At 59.6% G+C, this 18,728-nt stretch carries 31 protein-coding genes; 17 read left to right on the top strand and 14 right to left on the bottom strand.

Annotation, left to right across the window (positions count from 1 at the left end):
• Positions 1-215: 215 nt before the first annotated feature.
• A complete protein-coding gene (locus ACN2TU_RS07030) occupies positions 216-1,145 on the bottom strand; it encodes a complex I NDUFA9 subunit family protein (protein ID WP_435156145.1) in 930 nt (309 codons plus the stop codon).
• 150 nt (positions 1,146-1,295) lie between these two features.
• Here ACN2TU_RS07030 and ACN2TU_RS07025 point away from each other — a divergent pair, with 150 nt between their 5' ends.
• Entirely contained in the window at positions 1,296-2,720 is a 1,425-nt protein-coding gene (locus ACN2TU_RS07025) for an NAD(P)H-hydrate dehydratase (RefSeq protein ID WP_435154218.1), read from the top strand.
• Positions 2,713-3,252 carry a cyclic pyranopterin monophosphate synthase MoaC gene (gene moaC, locus ACN2TU_RS07020; protein ID WP_435154217.1) on the top strand — a complete coding sequence of 180 codons (540 nt, stop codon included), beginning with the start codon at positions 2,713-2,715 and terminating at the stop codon, positions 3,250-3,252. The genes ACN2TU_RS07025 and moaC overlap by 8 nt, the downstream gene beginning before the upstream one ends.
• On the opposite strand, the gene ACN2TU_RS07015 is transcribed toward moaC, so the two are convergent.
• Positions 3,242-3,616, bottom strand: a complete 375-nt coding sequence (locus tag ACN2TU_RS07015) for a winged helix-turn-helix transcriptional regulator (protein WP_435154215.1) — start codon at positions 3,614-3,616, stop codon at positions 3,242-3,244. The genes moaC and ACN2TU_RS07015 overlap by 11 nt on opposite strands.
• Before the next feature lie 290 nt (positions 3,617-3,906).
• Here ACN2TU_RS07015 and ACN2TU_RS07010 point away from each other — a divergent pair, with 290 nt between their 5' ends.
• Positions 3,907-4,071, top strand: coding sequence for a DUF7331 family protein (locus ACN2TU_RS07010; protein WP_435154213.1), 165 nt, complete (start codon positions 3,907-3,909; stop codon positions 4,069-4,071).
• Here ACN2TU_RS07010 and hflX read toward each other — a convergent pair.
• The gene (hflX, locus tag ACN2TU_RS07005) at positions 4,068-5,363 is read right to left on the bottom strand and encodes a GTPase HflX (RefSeq protein WP_435154210.1); all 1,296 of its coding nucleotides are present in this window, start codon (positions 5,361-5,363) and stop codon (positions 4,068-4,070) included. The two genes, ACN2TU_RS07010 and hflX, sit on opposite strands and share 4 nt — an antisense overlap.
• Positions 5,360-5,716, bottom strand: a complete 357-nt coding sequence (locus ACN2TU_RS07000) for a DUF2209 family protein (RefSeq protein ID WP_435156143.1) — start codon at positions 5,714-5,716, stop codon at positions 5,360-5,362. The genes hflX and ACN2TU_RS07000 overlap by 4 nt, the downstream gene beginning before the upstream one ends.
• Before the next feature lie 284 nt (positions 5,717-6,000).
• Here ACN2TU_RS07000 and ACN2TU_RS06995 point away from each other — a divergent pair, with 284 nt between their 5' ends.
• Positions 6,001-6,321, top strand: coding sequence for an FUN14 domain-containing protein (locus tag ACN2TU_RS06995; RefSeq protein WP_435154207.1), 321 nt, complete (start codon positions 6,001-6,003; stop codon positions 6,319-6,321).
• A 1-nt stretch (position 6,322) separates the two neighbouring features.
• On the opposite strand, the gene gvpO (ACN2TU_RS06990) is transcribed toward ACN2TU_RS06995, so the two are convergent.
• The gene (gene gvpO / locus ACN2TU_RS06990) at positions 6,323-6,826 is read right to left on the bottom strand and encodes a gas vesicle protein GvpO, halophile-type (protein ID WP_435154205.1); all 504 of its coding nucleotides are present in this window, start codon (positions 6,824-6,826) and stop codon (positions 6,323-6,325) included.
• A 13-nt stretch (positions 6,827-6,839) separates the two neighbouring features.
• On the bottom strand, positions 6,840-7,088 hold the full coding sequence (gene gvpA, locus ACN2TU_RS06985) for a gas vesicle protein GvpA (protein WP_435154202.1): 249 nt from the start codon (positions 7,086-7,088) through the stop codon (positions 6,840-6,842).
• 249 nt (positions 7,089-7,337) lie between these two features.
• Here gvpA (ACN2TU_RS06985) and gvpO (ACN2TU_RS06980) point away from each other — a divergent pair, with 249 nt between their 5' ends.
• Both gvpO (ACN2TU_RS06980) and ACN2TU_RS06975 read left to right on the top strand, forming a co-directional pair.
• Positions 7,338-7,769 carry a gas vesicle protein GvpO gene (gene gvpO, locus ACN2TU_RS06980; protein WP_435154199.1) on the top strand — a complete coding sequence of 144 codons (432 nt, stop codon included), beginning with the start codon at positions 7,338-7,340 and terminating at the stop codon, positions 7,767-7,769.
• 13 nt (positions 7,770-7,782) lie between these two features.
• Complete coding sequence (locus ACN2TU_RS06975; protein ID WP_435154196.1) at positions 7,783-8,370, top strand: hypothetical protein; 588 nt, start codon at positions 7,783-7,785, stop codon at positions 8,368-8,370.
• A gap of 15 nt (positions 8,371-8,385) precedes the next feature.
• On the opposite strand, the gene gvpA (ACN2TU_RS06970) is transcribed toward ACN2TU_RS06975, so the two are convergent.
• Complete coding sequence (gvpA, locus tag ACN2TU_RS06970; protein WP_435154193.1) at positions 8,386-8,631, bottom strand: gas vesicle protein GvpA; 246 nt, start codon at positions 8,629-8,631, stop codon at positions 8,386-8,388.
• Positions 8,632-8,816: 185 nt separating this feature from the next.
• Between gvpA (ACN2TU_RS06970) and ACN2TU_RS06965 the strand changes: the two genes are divergently transcribed.
• From ACN2TU_RS06965 to ACN2TU_RS06920, 10 genes are all read left to right on the top strand, one after another.
• Positions 8,817-9,443, top strand: a complete 627-nt coding sequence (locus tag ACN2TU_RS06965; protein WP_435154190.1) for a GvpL/GvpF family gas vesicle protein — start codon at positions 8,817-8,819, stop codon at positions 9,441-9,443.
• The gene (gvpG, locus tag ACN2TU_RS06960; RefSeq protein ID WP_435154187.1) at positions 9,440-9,694 is read left to right on the top strand and encodes a gas vesicle protein GvpG; all 255 of its coding nucleotides are present in this window, start codon (positions 9,440-9,442) and stop codon (positions 9,692-9,694) included. The genes ACN2TU_RS06965 and gvpG overlap by 4 nt, the downstream gene beginning before the upstream one ends.
• A complete protein-coding gene (gvpH, locus tag ACN2TU_RS06955) occupies positions 9,694-10,092 on the top strand; it encodes a gas vesicle protein GvpH (protein ID WP_435154185.1) in 399 nt (132 codons plus the stop codon). The genes gvpG and gvpH overlap by 1 nt, the downstream gene beginning before the upstream one ends.
• Before the next feature lies 1 nt (position 10,093).
• Positions 10,094-10,861, top strand: coding sequence for a hypothetical protein (locus tag ACN2TU_RS06950; RefSeq protein WP_435154182.1), 768 nt, complete (start codon positions 10,094-10,096; stop codon positions 10,859-10,861).
• Complete coding sequence (gene gvpJ, locus ACN2TU_RS06945; RefSeq protein WP_435154180.1) at positions 10,854-11,237, top strand: gas vesicle protein GvpJ; 384 nt, start codon at positions 10,854-10,856, stop codon at positions 11,235-11,237. Before ACN2TU_RS06950 ends, gvpJ begins: the two co-directional genes overlap by 8 nt.
• Positions 11,224-11,541 (top strand): gas vesicle protein K, encoded by a 318-nt coding sequence (locus tag ACN2TU_RS06940; protein ID WP_435154178.1) that lies wholly within the window; start codon positions 11,224-11,226, stop codon positions 11,539-11,541. The genes gvpJ and ACN2TU_RS06940 overlap by 14 nt, the downstream gene beginning before the upstream one ends.
• A complete protein-coding gene (gene gvpL, locus ACN2TU_RS06935; protein ID WP_435154177.1) occupies positions 11,534-12,328 on the top strand; it encodes a gas vesicle protein GvpL in 795 nt (264 codons plus the stop codon). The genes ACN2TU_RS06940 and gvpL overlap by 8 nt, the downstream gene beginning before the upstream one ends.
• Entirely contained in the window at positions 12,325-12,573 is a 249-nt protein-coding gene (gene gvpM / locus ACN2TU_RS06930; protein WP_435154175.1) for a gas vesicle protein GvpM, read from the top strand. Before gvpL ends, gvpM begins: the two co-directional genes overlap by 4 nt.
• 50 nt (positions 12,574-12,623) lie before the next feature.
• A complete protein-coding gene (locus ACN2TU_RS06925; protein WP_435154172.1) occupies positions 12,624-13,001 on the top strand; it encodes a VOC family protein in 378 nt (125 codons plus the stop codon).
• A gap of 103 nt (positions 13,002-13,104) precedes the next feature.
• A complete protein-coding gene (locus ACN2TU_RS06920; protein WP_435154169.1) occupies positions 13,105-13,344 on the top strand; it encodes a PRC-barrel domain containing protein in 240 nt (79 codons plus the stop codon).
• Here ACN2TU_RS06920 and ACN2TU_RS06915 read toward each other — a convergent pair.
• Positions 13,341-13,580 carry a hypothetical protein gene (locus ACN2TU_RS06915; protein ID WP_435154167.1) on the bottom strand — a complete coding sequence of 80 codons (240 nt, stop codon included), beginning with the start codon at positions 13,578-13,580 and terminating at the stop codon, positions 13,341-13,343. The two genes, ACN2TU_RS06920 and ACN2TU_RS06915, sit on opposite strands and share 4 nt — an antisense overlap.
• 270 nt (positions 13,581-13,850) lie before the next feature.
• Here ACN2TU_RS06915 and ACN2TU_RS06910 point away from each other — a divergent pair, with 270 nt between their 5' ends.
• Positions 13,851-14,813, top strand: coding sequence for a DUF7972 family membrane protein (locus ACN2TU_RS06910; protein WP_435154164.1), 963 nt, complete (start codon positions 13,851-13,853; stop codon positions 14,811-14,813).
• Positions 14,814-14,820: 7 nt separating this feature from the next.
• Here the strand turns inward: ACN2TU_RS06910 and ACN2TU_RS06905 are convergent, their stop codons facing one another.
• From ACN2TU_RS06905 to ACN2TU_RS06880, 6 genes are all read right to left on the bottom strand, one after another.
• Positions 14,821-15,546: a ribosome assembly factor SBDS gene (locus ACN2TU_RS06905; RefSeq protein ID WP_435154161.1), complete on the bottom strand. Its 726-nt coding sequence runs from the start codon at positions 15,544-15,546 to the stop codon at positions 14,821-14,823.
• 54 nt (positions 15,547-15,600) lie between these two features.
• Positions 15,601-16,359: an archaeal proteasome endopeptidase complex subunit alpha gene (psmA, locus tag ACN2TU_RS06900; protein ID WP_435154158.1), complete on the bottom strand. Its 759-nt coding sequence runs from the start codon at positions 16,357-16,359 to the stop codon at positions 15,601-15,603.
• Between the two features lie 4 nt (positions 16,360-16,363).
• Complete coding sequence (locus ACN2TU_RS06895; protein ID WP_435154156.1) at positions 16,364-16,843, bottom strand: Rpp14/Pop5 family protein; 480 nt, start codon at positions 16,841-16,843, stop codon at positions 16,364-16,366.
• The gene (locus ACN2TU_RS06890) at positions 16,840-17,250 is read right to left on the bottom strand and encodes a hypothetical protein (RefSeq protein WP_435154154.1); all 411 of its coding nucleotides are present in this window, start codon (positions 17,248-17,250) and stop codon (positions 16,840-16,842) included. The genes ACN2TU_RS06895 and ACN2TU_RS06890 overlap by 4 nt, the downstream gene beginning before the upstream one ends.
• A 122-nt stretch (positions 17,251-17,372) precedes the next feature.
• Complete coding sequence (locus tag ACN2TU_RS06885) at positions 17,373-17,987, bottom strand: class I SAM-dependent methyltransferase (protein WP_435154152.1); 615 nt, start codon at positions 17,985-17,987, stop codon at positions 17,373-17,375.
• A complete protein-coding gene (locus ACN2TU_RS06880; protein WP_435154150.1) occupies positions 17,971-18,675 on the bottom strand; it encodes an RNase P subunit p30 family protein in 705 nt (234 codons plus the stop codon). The genes ACN2TU_RS06885 and ACN2TU_RS06880 overlap by 17 nt, the downstream gene beginning before the upstream one ends.
• Positions 18,676-18,728: the final 53 nt, after the last annotated feature.

Raw genomic sequence — 18,728 nt, 5'->3', positions numbered from 1 at the left:
AGAGTTGAGACCTGTGCAGTTCGACGGGAGAGCGCTCCCACGACGCTCGATGTATTCCGATTCATAAATTAGATGCCTGCTCTCCGATGTTCGATACGGATGTCACTGCAACGTTAGCAGTACCGGTTTGAACGGTTTCTGGTTCGATTGTCGAACGCCGGACTGCCACCTCCTTTCGCGCGTTGAATCGAGAGAAATCGACGTAAAACGTGGAATTACGCCGCCTTCGGCGTCGTTTCGCCCGTCGCATTCGCTTCCGAATGCTCTTCGATATCCAGATAGTCCGCGAGGGTTCGCAGGTCGGTCGGGTCACGGTCGAACGACTGCACGTCGTTTTCCGCGACCGTGTTGTCGAATTTCAGAGACCGATACTGGTCTCCTCCCATGGGAATGAACGGAAGCGGGTCAGCGAGGGTGAGCCCGATTCCGGCGAGTGGCATGGGAATCGGGAGGATGGCGACCGACTTCCCTTCGGCGTGGTAGGCGAGTTTCGTCACGTCAGCGAGCGTGAGGACTTCAGGGCCGCCGAGTTCGACCGCTTGCCCGATGTGGGCATCGTCCTCCACGCAGTCGGCCAGTATCGGCGCGAGGTCGCCCACCCAGATTGGTTGGAAGCGCGTCTTGCCGCCGCCCGGAAGACCGGTTACGTAGGGCGTGGTCAGGACTTTGGTAAAGGAAACGAACTCGCCGCCGTCGCCGAACACGACGGAGGGACGAACCAGAACCCAGTCGAGGGAGGAATCCCGAACGACTTCCTCGGCCTTCCCCTTGGCTCGAATGTAGGCGGTCGAACCGTCCGGGTCTGCCCCGAGAGCACTCATCTGGACGAGTTTCGGGACGCCGTGTTCTTCACAGGCTCGGACGACGTTTTCGGTGCCGCCGAGGTGGATTTCCTCGTGGCTCGCTCCGGAGGGCTGAAACAGCGGTGACAGCGCGACGAGGTTGACCACGGCGTCCTGGTCGGCAAACGCGCCTTCGATGGAGTCGTAGTCGGTCACGTCGCCCGAAACGGTTTCCACGCTAGCGGGGAGGTCGGCTTCGTCCGGCGAGCGCGCGAGCACCGTCACGTCGTGGGCACGCGCGTTGAATTCCTTTGTGAGGGCGGTTCCGACGAAACCAGTGCCACCGACGATGAGTACTCGCATACATCCACCTTCGACGTTCGGGGGCTTTACGTCACTCCCTGACGTGTTGGACACGACGTGTCGTCCACCCCGTTTTCGTGTCGTCCGGGTCACACTCCATCGCAGCGTGCACCCACAACGTTAACCCGGAATCCGGGCGAACAATCGCGTATGATTACCGCAGACAGGATGGCCGCGGTAGACCGAAACGCCGAGTATCTCGGCGTGCCGCGAAAGCAGTTGATGGAGTCGAGCGGCAACGCAATCGCCCGCGAAGTACGGGAAATCGCCTCGCCGGGCGCAAAAACCGCCGTCGTTGCGGGGCGTGGCAACAACGGCGGGGATGCGTTCGTCGCAGTCCGATTTCTGGACGACTACGACGTATCGGTACACCTGCTCGGGCGGGCCGAAACCATCGGAACCGACATCGCTCGGGAGAACTGGGATGCCCTACAGCAGGCGGAGTACGACACGACCGAAGTGACCGACTCCCGAACCCTCGACCTCCCGGATTGCGACGTTATCGTGGACGCCATGCTCGGAACCGGCGTGACCGGTGCGCTCCGCGAACCAGCTGCGACCGCCGCCGAGCGTATCAACAAGTCGGATGCGACAGTGCTCGCGGTGGACGTTCCGTCGGGTGTGAACGCGGATACCGGAAACGCGGCAGGCACGGCGGTCGAAGCGGATCGCGTCGTCACCTTCCACGACGCGAAACCCGGACTCGACGATTTGGACGCCGACGTGACGGTTGTAGACATCGGCATTCCGTCCGCCGCGGAATACGTCGTCGGACCGGGCGACCTTCGTACGGTTCGCGGCGACGTGGGAGGGCGCGTGTTCGTCATCGGCGGCGGGCCGTTCACGGGTGCACCAGCACTCGCCGGGCAATCGGCCTTACGCGTCGGCGCAGAACTCTCGTTCGTCGCCGCACCCGACACCGTGGCGGGCGAAATTCAAGGCTACGCGGAAGACCTCATCGTGCAACCCTACGAGGGCGACCGACTCGTACCCGAACAGGTCGATGGGTTGGTCGAGACAGCGGAATCGTACGACGACACCGTCGTTCTCGGGCCAGGACTGGGCAACGCCGACGAGACGGTCGAGGCCGCGGTTCAGTTTCTCGAATCGTTCTCTGGGCGGGCAGTGGTGGACGCCGACGCCCTCCCCGCGGTTCCGAACCTCGACACGGAAGCGACGCTCATCTGTACACCTAACCGAAAGGAACTCGCCGAACTGGGCGGCCCGGAGACCGACGACCTGCGCGATGTGACCGACGAAATCGAGAGTCTCGCGGACGACCTCGGCCACGTCGTGCTGGCGAAAGGGGCGACGGACGTGATTTCGGACGGCGAGCGGACGCGAGTCGTCCGAACCGGAAACACCGGCATGAAAGTCGGTGGGACGGGCGACGTACTCGCCGGAATCGTCGCCGGACTGTTCGGAACCGCTGATGCCTTCGACACCGCTTGTGTCGGGTCGTACGTCAACGGACGAGCGGGTGACCTACTGTACGACGAGCGCGGGGAGGGGCTGCTCGCTTCCGATATGCTGGAAACGGTTCCGACCGCAATGTGGGGTGACGACGATGAATGAGGACGCGACGAACGACGAGTCACCGGACGAGGAACCGACCGCCGACAACCCCGACGAGGAACTCACCCATACCGATGATGCGGGCGAGGTACAGATGGTGAATGTGGGAGAGAAACCCGACACCGCTCGCCGGGCGGTGGCAGCGGGGGAGATTCACCTCCAACCATCGACAGTTGAGGCGATTCGCGCGAACGACGTGAAAAAGGGGGACGTGCTTGCAACCGGACGAATCGGCGCCGTACAAGCGGTCAAGCATACGTGGGAGACCATCCCGATGTGTCACCAGATTCCGATTACGAACGTCGATACCGACTTCGCCGTGCACGACGACCACGTCGCGCTCACAGTCGCGGTCGAGACGACCGGAAAAACCGGCTGTGAGATGGAGGCGCTGGAGGGTGTCACGACGGGATTGAACGTCGTCTGGGATATGGTGAAAGCCGCGGAAAAGAACGCGGACGGCAACTACCCCGACACCGCGATTCGGAACGTTCGAGTGGTCGAGAAGGAGAAGCGACGAATTACGCGATAGAGGAACTCTTCTCCTCGGCGGGGGCGAGATACTCCATACCCCAATCTCGCATGGCGAAGATAACCGGTTGGAGGGATTCCCCGGTCGAAGTGAGCGAATATTTGACACGAACCGGTTTCTCGCTCACGATTTCACGGTCGACGAGCTGCTTTTCCTCCAAGTCGCCCAGACTGTCCGAGAGCACCTTACTTGAAATTCCGTCTACCTCCTCTTTGAGCGCGTTAAATCCTAACGGGCCGTTTTGTAGCAGTCGGTGGACGATGACCGGATGCCACTTCTTTCCGACGAGGTTTGCCGTCGTTGTGATGGGACACCACTCTTCGCCTGCACACCACATCGCCAACCGCTCCGGTTCGTTGCTCATGCGGCGGAGTATGAACTCGAGCGACAAAAAGTTACGTTCAGAAATCGACTTACCACTTGTAATCTATTCGGCGTGAACTCCGGCATTCTCGTCTGAAAAGATTCCCATCTCGCGGCCGAAATCATACGCATCGAGAGTACATCAGTGGAGAGATGATTCCCACCGAAAACTTCTAATTCGACCGCTTCCTAGCGGATACCGTCCTTCATTGACAATAGGTAACACTTATCACTATGTGAATGGTACCTACTACTGTAGAGTAAGTCGATAACGACACACTACCCAATGGCATGACCCCGAGCAAACACGAAGCAGACGATTCCCGACGAGGCCGGGACGATGACCGATACGCCGGACTGGAAGTCCAAGACGACGCGGTCTTAATCTACGACCAGAAGAATCACACCGCGTGGATTCGCTCGGATGGAGCTGTAGCGCTCTCCTCGATGATTTAGGCCGACGGCGCTGCCGTCAAGTCGCTCGCTTTTGCCCGCGACTGTTGAATGATAGATGGTCGAGCCTCGAACTCGACGACAACCTCGTCGTCGGTGTACGTCACGTCCTCGACACGGGCGTGGTCGTGCACCCACGAAACGACACTCATTGTTTCATCAGTCATCGGCATGACGAGTCGTTCGAACTGCCAGTCTGGAAGTTCGATGTCGATACGCCGTTTCAGTTCGTCGATGTTCAGGCCTTCCTGCCCGCTGATAGCCACCGGACTCGGCGCGAGTGCGGAGAGCGCCGTCCGCTTTTCTTCGAGTTCCTCGTCGCTCATGGCATCGATTTTGTTCAACACCGTGACGATGGGTGCCTGATTTCGCTCGTACAGCGTATCGTGACAGGTAACGAGTTTCTCGCGAATCTCGTCTATCGGTTCGCTCACGTCCACGACCAGCAGAACGAGGTCGGCGTAGTACACCGCGTCCAACGTGGATTTGAACGACTCGACGAGCCAGTGTGGGAGTTCGCTGATAAATCCGACCGTGTCCGTGACGAGCACGTCTCGGCGGTCGATTGCCGCCTTTCGCGTCGTCGTCCCGAGCGTGGTGAACAGGCGGTCTTCCGCCTCCGCCGTCGGGTCGAGGTCGGGATGGAGTTCCTCGTTCGCGCCGATTTCCAAGTCCTCGGCGACCCGTTGAAGCAAGGTGGATTTACCGGCGTTGGTGTAGCCAGCTAGCGCTACGAGGTCGAAACCGGACTCTCGACGTTTCTGTCTGCGGTCTGCTTCCTTGTCCGCGATGGCGTCGAGTTCGTTTTTGATTCGGCTGATCTGGTCTTTAATGTCCTGTTCGTGACTCTCGTCGTACTCACCGAGCCCCATGAATCCGGGGCGCTCGTCACGTTTCGCGAGACTCGTTTTAGCCTCGACTCGCGGGAGTTCATACCGCAACTCCGCCAGTTCGACCTGCAACTGGGCCTTACGTGTCTGTGCACGCTGGCCGAAGATTTCGAGGATGAGTCGGAATCGGTCGATTACCTTGGTTCCGTCGGGTAACCGTTGTCCCAGATTGTAGGTCTGATACGGGCCGAGTTGGTTGTCGAAAACCACCAATCCGGCGTCCGTTGCAGTCACGGTCTGGACGAGTTCCGCGACCTTTCCCTCGCCGAACTGGAACGCGGCGTCCTCTTCGCGCGACTGTGTGAGTTCGCCAGCGATATCGTAGCCAGCGGCACGGGTCAAGTCCCGTAGTTCGTCCGTGTGGGCAGTTCCGGAGTCTACTCGTTTTGCCAGTATCGCTTTCATAGGAGTAGTTTGCGAGCGGCGTACGCGGCGTGGTGTGCGGCCTGCACGGTTTCACGTTCGGCTATGCTCTCGACGTACTTAAATTCAGGTTCGAGATGCTGTTCGACCATCCACGCAGGTTCTTCGTAAAACTCGCCTCGCTCGGCGACGACCGGACAGTCCGCCGGTTCCGGAAGATCGCCGACCGCATGGGTAACGAGTTCGATGATGGCGGGCAGCGTCGGTTCTTCGTGGCTGACGGCGAACCCCATTCCCCGAATGCACTGCACGCGGGTCGTTCCGACGGTTGCGTGGACGGCAGCGGCTACCATCAGGTATTCGCCGTCCTCTTCGTGACGGCCGCTGATATCGATGCCGACCACGTCAGCCGTGCCGGGCCTTCACCCCGGTTCGTGCCGCGTTTCCGTACACAATCGTCCGTAAGCCGTGCTAGTTCTTCAATCTCCCGCCGACTACGATGTGGTCACCGAATCGAGCGTATCGATGCGATTCCTTTTCAGTCGGTTTCATTTTCGTTATTTCATGCCTGACGTATTGTCTGTCTTTAATGCCCGTTCGACGTTACGGTGTTCGAATAGAGACGATAATCTCAGATAGACTACAAAATTCTTAACCTGTCGCTGTACTGAATCGGACGATGCAATTCGGGATAGAGCCACAACAACTCGGACTGGAGTTCGGGGGCGGCGCTTTCATCGGCGGCGTTATCGGGTTCGCCGCGAAGAAGGTCGCCAAACTCATCGCCGTCATCGTCGGCCTCGAACTCGCCCTGTTCAAGTTCCTCGAATCGCGCGGAATCATGTCTGTCGATTGGGATAATCTGACCGCTGGAATGCTTAAATCGACCGAGGCCGCACAGAGCGGCGCGCCGCCGTCCTGGGTGACGACCCTACTCTCGACGCTTTCGGTGAGCGCCGGGTTCGTCGGCGGTTTCATGCTCGGCTTCAGAAAAGGATAGCTTACTGTTCTCGGTCGTCTCCTCGTCGATATCGTTCTCGCAGTCGATACCCAGTTACGTCCCCGGATTCGTCCAACGACACCGCATACTGCCCGAGGATGTCCTGTGTGTCGGGGATCGAACTCCGTTCGACCATCTCCACGACGACTTGCCACCCGTCATCATCGGCCGATATCTCGATGATGCCGTCGAGTGGGTGCCCGACGAGGTCGCTGGCAACGTCCTCTATCGTCTCACGGACGTCCATCACGTCGAACTCGCCGTTTTGCTCGGCCTGCTCGTCTGCCGTGTTCTCGTCGGCTTCCGCCGTTTCACTCTCGTTGGTCTCTTGGCTCACGTCGTCGTCCTCGCGTTCCTCAGCGTTGTTGTTCGTCCCTTCATCGACATCGTCTATCGTCTGGTCGTTCGAGTCGTGCTGATAACAAAATCCGTCGTCTTGTGCCGGACGAGAGCACCGCTCGCCACCCTCTGTGAGTGCCCGGCACTGCTCTTCTGCTTCCGACATGGCTACAGCTCGATTACGACGGTGCGACCTCTACTTCTTCGAGGCTAACATCGTCGGATGCTGTAGCTTGTTCTAACCTCGACATTTCCTTCGCATAGTGGAGGAAGGTATCGACCGACGCGACGACGACGCGCGCCTCTACGGTCAGCACTTCGATGCCGACCACGGAGATACGCGCCCACACGTCGATTACGACGCCCTTGTCGAGGATTCGGTCTAACACGTCCGCGAGACTGGAGGTGTCGGGTCCTGCTTGTACCATTGGTTATCGACGGGAGTCTGCTCCCGATGCTACATATTCGTTCAGGGCGATATATCACGGTTGGGGCCGCCGTTGCAAGTCCTTTTTAACCGACGCGAAAGTTCGAGACAAGCGAGACCACGACGAAGGGGATTCGAAGCGGTCGAAATCGAGCATTGCTGCGTTCCCGCCCAATACGGCGGTCGAGAAATCACCGATGGAGGCACACGAGTTTATGACCTTCCGTCCCGACGTTTTCCCGGGGGAAAGATGAGCGAGCAATCGAACGGCGACGATGAGGAGTTAGAGGTACTTCTCGATAGTCTCGCAGAGGCGGCCGAAACACCTCGGGAGGCCGATTCATCCGAGCGCTCCGAGATTGACGGCGAACCAGCGCCGGTCGATTCTGACGGGGAACTCGACGTTAGAGGCGCGAGAGACGCATGCCGAGCCATCGCGGAGGAGTTGACCGGTAGGCCGCTGGATGGCGTCGCCGAGGTACAACACGAGGACGAAGGGGGATGGCGTGTCGTCGTGGAGATGGTCGAACGGAGTTCGATCCCCGACACACAGGACATCCTCGGAAGGTACGTCATTCGTCTCGACGCGACCGGAATCGTTCGAGGATATAGCCGTGCCGGACGATACCGCCGCGCGAGTTTCGACCACCAGCGCGAGGCGATCCTCGCGGACGAACACTGAATGGGGGACAATCATGAGCGAAAACGAAGGCGAAAACAGACAGTCGATGCAGGAACTGCTCGAAAAGACCGTACAGGAAGAGATGAGCGTCGAACAGCTGTTCGACGAACTCTCCGATTTCGAACGAGCGAACGGCGATTCGCTCGGGCGCAACCTCGGTGGATTGGTAGGGTGTGGACTGGGAATGCTCGCCGGGCGAAAACTCGGCTCATCGCTCGGGTCGCGACTCGAAGGCCGATTCGGGGAGGAAGAAGCGGAACCATCACGTGAACAACTGGTTCGCCAGCGTGTTCAAGACGCATTCGAGGTGAGCAAGGAGGAGGCGAAACAGATTATCGCCAGCGCGAGCACGCTGGGAAGTGATGGAGGCGAGACGGATGAAGCGGCCGAATCCAATAGCGAAAGCGAAGAGACGGCGGAAGAATCGACGAAAGGGGAGGAAGAAATCGAAGAGGGGGCGACGGAAGGGGAGGAAGAAGCCGAAGGCGACTCAGATGACGAACCCAGAGAGGGACTCGACTTGGACGAACTGTCCAACGACGAACTTCAGTCGCTAGCGAACGACTTACTCACCGAACTCGAGGGGAGAAAAGCGGCGTAGTAATGGTATTTCGCGTCAGGCAGGAGCGACAACCGTTCGGCGTTGCTCGTCGTCCGGTACCGCTCCTGCCTCGATTGCACCGATTTCCGCACAGTAATTCAGGAAGGTGTCCACCGACACGATCACGATTCGCGCTTCTATCGTAATCAGTTCGAGTCCGACGACGGCGATGCGTGCCCAGAGGTCGATGACGACACCTTTGTCGAGGATTCTGTCCAGTACGTCCGCTAAGTTCGAGCCGTTCTGATTCCTCTGTGTCATTGTTCACCACCCAGCACACCAGTTACGGGTCGCACCTACCTGAACATTCGTGGAGGGTGCAGACGGACGGCAATCGAATCAACCAATTCACGGCGAATGAAGCGCATGCTTGCAGTTTCCGCCACACGACTTATTAACGCACGTCTCGTCGTGTCACAGTTGAGGGAACAGCCTCGCCTACAACGATGAGTTCGAACCGATACGTCTACGGAGTCGTCGAAGAGAACGATTTCGAGTTCGATGCCGACGCGGTTGCTGGCGCGGATCGAGTGTACACTGTGGATTACCGGACGCTCTCCGCAGTCGTCTCGGACATCGATACGACCGACCCCGAACGAACCGACGAGGATAGCAAAGCGCACGATGAGGTGCTCCGGCAGGTGCTCGAACGCAACGATGTCAGTGCCGTCGTTCCAATGCAGTTCGGTATGGCGTTCAAGGACAATCGCGCGCTGAAAACCGTCCTCCGAAGCGCGAGACGGGCGTTCACGAAAGCCCTCCGTGAGGTGGATGGCCACGTCGAACTCGGCGTCAAACTCGTTGCCGACGAGGACGCCGACCTCTCGCGAGAGGACGTTCGAGACGACGTGGGTTCACGACTGTCCGAACTCGCCGAGAGTGAGACCGACGATGACCTCTTCAGCGACCGCCTCGTGCTGAATCGTTCGTATCTCGTCGCCGTGGACGACAGGGAGGCATTCGACGAAACGGTCGCCGACGTGCGCGAAGAGTACGACGACCTCACCGTTCAGTACACCGGCCCGTGGGCACCGTACAACTTCGTAGACATCCACATCGGAGCACAGCGATGATACTCGTAGACGACCTGCTCCTGCGGCCGCTGGTGTCGATTGCGGACGTGCTGCACTCGCTGGCGGTGAGCGAAATGTACGACGTTGCGGGGATTCAGGACGAACTCAAGGAGACACACCTGCTCTACGAACTCGGTGAGCTATCACACGAGGAGTACGAAGAGCAAAAAGCGGCCCTCGAAACACGGTTGGAAGTCGCGGAAGAAGCGCACGAACGATTGCGGAGCGGGAAAGTCGAGGTGAAACGATAATGAGACTCATCGATCAGTTGGTTAGATTGGCGAACGCGCTGTCCGAAGAGGACACGAGTAGAACGCACACTGGAGAAATCAGCGGTGTCAGCGGGCGAATCAACTACGCGGTGACACTCGACTCCGTCGGGACGGAGCGCACCCAGCAGCGAGAACACCGACCGAAATACCTGACCGACGTTCGAAAAGCGGGCGACGAACTCGTCGTAACGGTGGACGTGACGGGTGTGTCGGACAACGACCTCTCGGTGACGTTCGATGCGGAGACGAGTACGATAATAATTCGGGACGCAGGACGACCGATAAAGCGTCTCGGACTGCGGTGGGACGATGCGGTGGTCAGGGAAGCGACGTACAACAACCAAGTGCTGGAATTACGCATTGGGGGAGCCACATAGGATGGATAATGATCGACTCGGCGAATTCACGGCGGACGTGCAATCCGGAGTAGATACCCTCGAATCGGCGTTCGAGTCGTCTGACTCGTTCGAGGATGTGTCGACGGCGGCAGAGAAACTCTGGGACATGTTAGACGAAGGCGAGGACGTACTCGACGAACTCGACCTCACCAACCTTCCGGACGTTATCGACGCAACGCGTCTTCCCGACGCCGTCGAGGTCGAAGACGTGCCGGAGGCTATTTCGGAGGGAGACCCGAAAGAAGCCATCGACACCATGGGGCTCATCAGGGCCGTCGAACTCCGAGAGTTGTGGAATTCGACGGATATGCGCGAACTGTGGCGCGAAGCACGCGAGTTCGATGACGCCTTCGGCGACTTCAGTGGTGAAGATAGCGAGGAGGGAGATGGGATGACTTCGGGTATGGACGCCGAGATGGATGCATCCGGCATCGACGGCGAGATGCAGTCGGAACTGTACCAATCGAAGATACAGTCGGAACTGCACGATAGCGTGGAGTCGTTCCGCGAGAAACTGCTCGAAACCCGCGACCGACTCGCCAAAATCAAGGAGGAAAACGAGTCGAAGGGTGGGGCGGGCCAACCCAACTCGCGTAACCCGACGGCGTTCTCCACAATGCCAAGTTCGCGGACGGATATCGGGAAATCGACGCGGTTCTCGGCCGTCCCGAAGGAGGCGTGGCACTCCTCCGCGCCGAACTCGAAACGCATCTACGGAGACCGATTCGAGGAGGAAGACGATGCGTGAAACCGGGCCGACGCGTAGTCAATCCGACCTCGCGGAGATGCTCGAACTCCTGTTGGACAAGGGTGTCGTCATCAATGCCGACATCGTCGTGACGGTCGGCGAGACGGAACTGCTGGGCGTGAAACTCCGGGCCGCCATCGCGTCGTTCGAAACGGCGGCGCAGTACGGACTCGAATTTCCGGAAGGCACCGATATGAAACGTGTCGAAGAAGCAGCAGGCGTCGAGGAACTGGCCGAGGAGGAAACCGTCCCGGTCGAATCGAGCGATGACGACGCCGAGGCGGATGAGGAAGCAGACGACGAGGAAGCGACTGACGAAGAAGGGGACGAAGAGAAAACAGCACAAACCGCGGAGGCGGAGCATGACGGCGATTGAGATAGACGAGGACGATGCCGGAAAGGGGCTCATCTCCCTCGTCATCACGGTGGTCGAACTGCTGGTCGATGCCCTGGAACGCGAGGCGGTTCGCCGGATGGAACACGATGACCTCTCGCCGGAGGAAATCGAACGACTCGGCGCACAGTTGGCCGCCCTGGAGGACGAACTCGAGCGCCTGAAGGAATCGGAAGGAATCGAGCGCGAGGTCGAACACCTTCGGGGCGATTTGGACGACCTGCTGACCGACGCGCTGGTCGATGTCGCAAATCGAGAACCCGGACTGGAGGGATTCGGTGGCTGAGGAGTTTGAAGAGGGCCGCTACCTCTACTGTGTGGTGAACGCTGCCGCCGCGAGCGAGACGGACGAATCGATTTCGATGGCGGGTATCGACGAGGAGCCCGTATCGTTGGTCACGGAAAACGGCGTCGGCGCGGTCGTCCAATCGTGTGGGTCGCCCTACGACACGGATGACCTCGAAACGGTGCGGGATTGGTTGCTAACCCATCAGGAGGTTATCGATACCGCCGGAGAGGCGTTCGGAACGCCGCTTCCGTTTCGGTTCGACACCATTCTGAAGGGCGATGACGAGCGCGTTCGGACGTGGCTGGCTGACCAACACGATACCCTCGAAAACCACCTTGCCGACTTCGCAGGCCACTGGGAGTACCGCGTCGGCGTCGCGTGGGACGACGAGCGCGTCCGCGAGGAACTCGAATCGGACGACGACGAGTTGGCCGACCTACGCGGACGAATCGAGGAAGCGAGCGAGGGAACCGCCTTCCTGCTCGAAAAGCAGTACGGTAGTCGAATCCGTGACCTTCGACAGGACCGAAAAGCGGATCATACCAACCGCCTCCGCGAGGAACTCGAACCATTCGCTCGGGAGTTCGAGGTACTGGATTCGCGCCAAAACCTGCTCGAAGGAAGCTCCTCCGACGAAGTGGTACAAGTCGGATTTCTCGCTCACGAAGACCACGAAACCGACATCGGGAGTGTACTGGACGACATCGCGGCGGAACCGGGTGTCGAGGTACGATTCACCGGACCATGGCCACCGTACTCGTTCGCCCCGGAGTTAGACGCATGAAACCGACGAAAGATGACCACGCCGTGGTAGACCTGCTCGACGTGCTTCTCCGGGACGGGGCTATCATTCAGGCGGATGTTGTCATCACGGTTGCGGACATTCCGCTGGTTGGCCTGAGCCTCCGTGCCGCAATCGCAGGAATGTCCACGATGACCAACTACGGCTACTTCGAGGAGTGGGATGCGGTACAGCGCCAACTCGCTCGCGCGCCCGACGACCACCCGCTGCTCCCCGGCGAAGACTGACCGTTTTCGGAGGCCGAAACCGATAGGGAACAGCGTCGCGTTAACGAACCATGGTCAACGTTCGGTACATCGTGGACGATGTGGATGCGGCGATTTCGTTCTACACGACGTATCTCGGCTTCGAGGTCGAGATGCATCCCGCGCCGGGATTCGCACGGATTTCGCGGGACGGCCTGCATCTCCTGTTGAACTCGCCGGGCGGCCCGGGCGGTGCTGCCCAACCCATGCCGGACGGGCGCGAACCTGAACCGGGCGGATGGAACCGCATACAACTGCGCGTCGATGACATCGAACGCGAAGTCGAGCGCCTGCGCGACGCAGGCCTCTCATTCCGAAACGATATCGTCACCGGCAGGGGCGGCAAACAGATTCTCCTTGATGACCCCGCCGGAAATCCCATCGAACTGTTCGAATCGACACGGGACTGAGACGGAGGCGTCCACCCGACGGGAAAAATCTGAAAACCGTTGATAAGCGACCTGCACTGGCAACCACGACGACTACTGATAGCTGTAGCCAAACACGATTGCGATGGCAGCAACCCAAATCACCGACGACGACGAGGGGAAGAAAGTCGTAGACCAAAACGGCGACGAAGTCGGTATCGTCTCGAATGTTCAGCACGGGACGGCACACGTCGACCCGAATCCGGGTCTCACCGACAAGGTAAAATCGAAACTCGGGTGGGGCGACAAGGACGAGGACACCTACCCGCTGCAAGCGGAGATGGTTCAATCCGTCACGGACGACGAGGTTCGCCTGAACCACTAACCGCCACGATTGCGCCTTCCGCCACGACCACGCGGCGGAAGGCAATTTCTGGTTTTTCGACGGGTCGGAACCTCGCTCACACCGAGGACGAGTCGGGCGTAATACGTCTCGATTCTGGTTCCGGTGAACGCGCTGTGTTCTCTGAGCCCGACCGCGACCGTGTACCCGACCAACACCAGTGTTGGCAGTGCCACCAGGAGGAGCGTCCCTCCGGCGTCGATATTCCGCGAATCCACCGTCCTGCCACGCGATGATAGATGGGGCGCGACACGTAATAGATGAACAACCCGAGGACGAGCGTCCCGATAATCGAGTAGGCGACGAACAACAGACTCACCAACAGCGTGAGCGCCAGTGCCCACCAACCGACTCGTGACCGGGATTCGGGGAGGTGCATTGTCGGTGCGACAACGACCTCTCTTCAAAAATTTTTGCTTGCACGAAGCGTCGAAAATTCCACTTTCCGGCCAGTCTCTTTTTCATGGTTTGAAGGGTAGTAGCGAAAGATGTTAGACGAATCCGTCGTCGATACCGACGATGATGGGGGAATCGCCGAGTGGGTATTGCTCTCCGGCAACCGGTTCGTTCTCACTGCTGGCATCTGCGTGGCGGTCGTTGCGACTCTCGCAGTGTTGGCCGCAATCGGGGTCATCTCAGTCGGTCTCAAAAGTTCGGTTCGGAGTCTGCTATCGAGCGGTATCGCCTCCGGGTTGCTCACGCTTATCACGGTGGCGCTTTCGATCAACCAACTCATCCTCTCGCGGGTGTTTGGGTCGCCGAACGAACTCGCGGATAGGCTCGACGGGACGCTCGAATTTCGTCGGAACGTCGAAGCCATCGCGGGACGGTCGTCGAGTCCGACCGACCCGACGGATTTCCTGGGGCTCATCTTCGAGACGCTTCACAACCGTACTACCGACTTCGACCTCCCGTCGATAGCGGACGAGACGGGCGATTACCAGGCCAAGCTCGCCTCGTACACCGAAACACTTGCCGACCGAGTGAGAGACGAAGACGATATGGTCGGCGTGCTCGCGCAAATCATCGGCACCGAGTACGCCGAGTTCATGGCGGCGACTCGGTACGTTCGAAACGAGTTCGATGACGACTTATCCGATTCCGCACGGTCCGGGTTAGAAGACGTGTTTGAACTGCTCAAATCCATCGCCATCGCTCGGCAGTATTTCAAGACGCTCGCCATCCAACAAGACCTGGCTCGACTCTCACGGTTTATCGCCTATTCCGGCCTGGCCGCGTTCGTGACGACCATCTGTCTCACCCTTCTCTACAAGTCGAGTTCGGGTGCGTACATCGGCCAACCCGCACTCTCCATCGTTGTCATCCTCGGCTTCGGCGTCATCGTCAGTCCGCTCGCGGTGCTCATCTCGTACATCCTTCGTGTCGCGACCATCGCCCGCTACACCGTCTCCGTCGGGCCGTTCGTGCCGCCAAAAGAGGAAGCCGAATAGGGTTCGACTATCGGGTTTGCAAGTCGTCTTCGTCCTTGATGATTCGCGTTTCGGCTTCGCCACTCGTGTGCTCGTTGACGAGGTCGTAGAACTCGTTTTGCATCCCTGCGGGGAACGTCATGACGCCGACCCATGACCCATCGTTTTGCCATTCTTCGCGCTCCAAATCACCGAACTGTCGAATTCGGGCCTGCGCGCTACCGGCGTAGTTCGCTGGCACCTGCACGGCAATCGTCACCTCGTCGAATCGAATCGGAATGACCGGACGGAGGGCATCAAGCGCGTCGTCGACCTGTTGACCGACCGGTTCCATTGGGTCGACGGAGAATCCCGCTTCTTCGAGTGCGTTTTCAATACGCTCCGGAGGGTGCGGCGCGTTGTCCATCTGGGGATTGACGGCGTTGCGCGTGATGCGGTTGACCAACTGCTTGTGCTTTTGCTCTTGCATCTCTTTGCGCTGTTCTGCCGTAATCTGAATCTCACCGCGCTTGATGACCTCCGGGATGATTTCCAAGGGGTCGGTCGTTTCGAAGACCGTTTCCAAATCCTCTTCGGCGGGTCGGTCACCCCGACTCGCGTTCTCGAACACGTCCTCCGCGGCGATGACGTCCTCGATGTCGCCGTCAAACTCGTCGCGTTTGATGGCGAGCGCCGCGTCGGGGTCGACCAACACTTCGAACCGCGCGCCGTGTGATTCGAGACGCGCCGTCACCGCCTCTTCGAGTGATATCATACCCGGAGGTAAACGCGCGTACCTAAAAGATGTTTCCCGAAGAAAACGTCGAAATTACTCTTCCGGCTCGTCGTCGTCCTCGCCTTCGAGGATGCCGATTTCGTCGAGGTACCCCTCGACTTCCTCGTCGTCGAGCATGCGGAACCGCTCGCTCTCGACATCGACGGTGGCGAGACCGACGCCCGTCGGGGAGAGTTCGTCGTCGTTGACCGCACCGAGTGCGCTAAGTGCGAGGTCGATACCGCCATCGAGATCCATCCCTTCGCTGTAGTTCGTTTCGAGGTAATCCTGAATCTCGCCGCGGTCTGCACCGACTGCGAGCGCCTTCCACTCGTACGGCGTGCCGGACGGGTCGGTTTCGTAGAGGCGCGGTTCGCCGTTCTCGATACCGCCGATGATAAGCGCAACACCGAACGGACGTGCGCCGCCGACCTGCGTGTACTGCTGGATGTGGTCGGTGACTTCCTTCGTCAGCGTCTCGACTCCGATGGGTTCGCCGTAGCGGAGGCGGTTGATCTGCGACTGACGGCGTGCGAAGTCGATGAGTTGCCGAGCGTCCGCGACGTGGCCCGCGCTGGCGATGCCGATGTGGTTGTCGGTTTTGTGGAGCTTTTCGACGCTGGTTCGCTCCATGAGCGGCGAGCGTGTCTGTTTGTCGACGGCGAGAACGACGCCGCCTTCCGTTCGGACGCCGATGCTGGCGCTCCCTCGTTTGACGGCCTCCCGTGCATATTCGACTTGGTAGAGACGGCCGTCCGGGGAGAAAATCGTAATCCCGCGGTCGTACGCCTGCTGTTGGGCTTGTCCCTGCATAGTATCACTCGAAATCGAGTTCCGCCGCGCCGACGAACGCAGAATCGACCTGTACGTCCAACATTCCGTCTCGAACGACGGCCGGTCGTTTCGCGTCCGCAAACACGACGCTTCTCTCCCCCGAAAGTTCCCTGCGGCGACCTAAATACTTTTCTTCACAACCCCGCACCGTCCCGCTTATACCGTGCACGAAGACCCCGACGGGGTCGCCGTGGACGGTATTGATGCAGGCCAGCGCCGACCGTGCTTCGTCGGTGTGCCCGCGCCGGACCCGGACCAGTGCCTCGCCCTCCCCGTCCTCGAACTCGAAGTTGTACACGGTGAGGTCGGCATTCGCGCTTCCGACATCGCCGAGCAGGTTCTGTGCAGCAAACCAGAGGCTTCGCTGGAACGACCGGCGGTCGATGTCTGCGTCCGGCCACCCTTCGAGACCGACCGCGAGATAGCGCCAGTGCGGTCTGAGGTGCTTGGGTAGGTGTTTCATTCGAGGGTCTGATTCGTGGGTTGGTCGTCCGTGGGTTTTAATCGTATGTTCTGGCGGCGATGGCGAGGTTGGGTTGTACCATTCATTGTTGCAGGAGGAGCGAAATTTGGATGGATGACAGAGGGAAATATGGCAAGCAGGCCATCAGGAATCTCAGGCAACAATGAAACCGCCACCGCACCGCCAGTGTCCCCACTCCTCCCCGCCAGCGCAGGGTTGCGCTCGGTGTTCGCTTCGCTCACGCCCTCACGCGAATTGCGCTGGCGCACCCATGCGGGTGACCAATCAAGCGACGTGGCGCGTGCTGACGAGGCTTCGAGGATACGGTCATCCGAGAAGTCGAGTCGAAGCCGCGCGAGGGAGCGAACCGGTTGGGGAGGTGCGTGGGCGGGTGCGGTGGTGGTCATGTATTGTCGTGACTTGCTTCCGACAAACTACACAAAATACACTGCTAAAAAAGAACAGTGAAGTCACAAATAGCCAACCATGCAAAAATAGCCCTAAAATGAGAATAGCCGACTCCCTGCGACTATTCCCCGTATCGCTCCGCAACCAGCACGCCGACCTGCTCGTGAACACGCTCCACAGCGGTCAGCGAAAACCCGTTGTCCGTCAGCACGTCCGCCAGATGCCCGACCGTCGAGGGGTCATCAACGTCGGGGCTGTAAAACGGTTCGTCAGGGTCTGGCGTACCGAAGAACATCACATCGCCCAGGACGAACTTTCGCGGCCCAAGTCCGGCGATTACTTCGATTGCCTCGCGCTTTTCCTCGTCCGAAAGGTGATGCATGGCAAAGTTCGACACGACGATGTCGATGTCCTCCCCATCGACATTCGGCTCTCTGAATCGACCTTCGCCGAACTCGACGTTGTCCAGTCCGTTCGCCTCGGCCTTCTTCTGACCTTCGTCCATCATTCCCTTGCTGATGTCGCGGGCGATAACGCGCTTTGCATTGGGTGCGAGCGCGAGCGCGATTGCGCCCGTGCCGGTTCCCAAATCGAGAACGGTGTCGTCCGCCGTTGGGTCGGCGTGCTCAACCACGAGGCTCACGCAGGCGCGATACTCGTCGCTGTCCTGTGAGTCGTCGTAGTCGCCAGCGATTTCAGAAAAGCGGTCTGCGTGTTCCTCAATCGTCTTCTTCATACCGGCCACGTTTCACGCCGGGCGCAATGAAATCGTCGGAGCGCAGATTTCGATTCCGCTCCGCGATTTTGCCCCACTCCAGAAGTCCCGTCTCGATTTGCTCGCCCGTGAAACCGATCGTCTCCCCGATGGCCAGCAGTTCGCGGGGACCACGCAGTTGCAGATGCGAGTGTGCGTCCGTGCTGACCACGAAGGGAGCGTCGTATTTCGTGACGATTTCCCGCAGCTTCCGCAGGTCTTTGATAGCCTGTACCCGTTGGCCCCCATCGGCTCGGAGTATGCGCGAGAGGTTGAACTCCACCCTGACGCCGTGTTCCTTCGCGGCCTTCGCCAGTACGTGGTTGAAATCGCCACGACCCTGCATGGGATGGGCCAGCACGTCGATTCGTTCCTCTTCGACGGCGAATCGGTTGAGTTTGGACGTGCCGCCGTGGAACAGGAGAATTGTCGATTTCGGGCGGAAGTTGCCGACGTGCCCGCTGGCCTTCGAGGGGTTGTCCGCGCGGATTTCGAGGCCGTTCACCACGTCCACGTCGTACGCGTCGCTCACTCGTTCGGCGTCGAACTCAGCCCGCGAATCCCCGTGGTTTCGGACGACGATACCGTCGAATCCGTACTCGGAGGCTGTGGCTGCGAAGCGTGCGACGGTGCTGTCTCCGTCCGGGACGGCGTGGACGCTCTCGTACATCGTTCGTCCGATTGTCGGATACCGCGAGACTTGGCGTTTGCGACTCGGCGTGT

Source organism: Haladaptatus marinus (assembly GCF_051194195.1).
The sequence above is the reverse complement of the archived record's forward strand: the minus strand, read 5'-3'. Positions and strand labels throughout refer to the sequence as shown.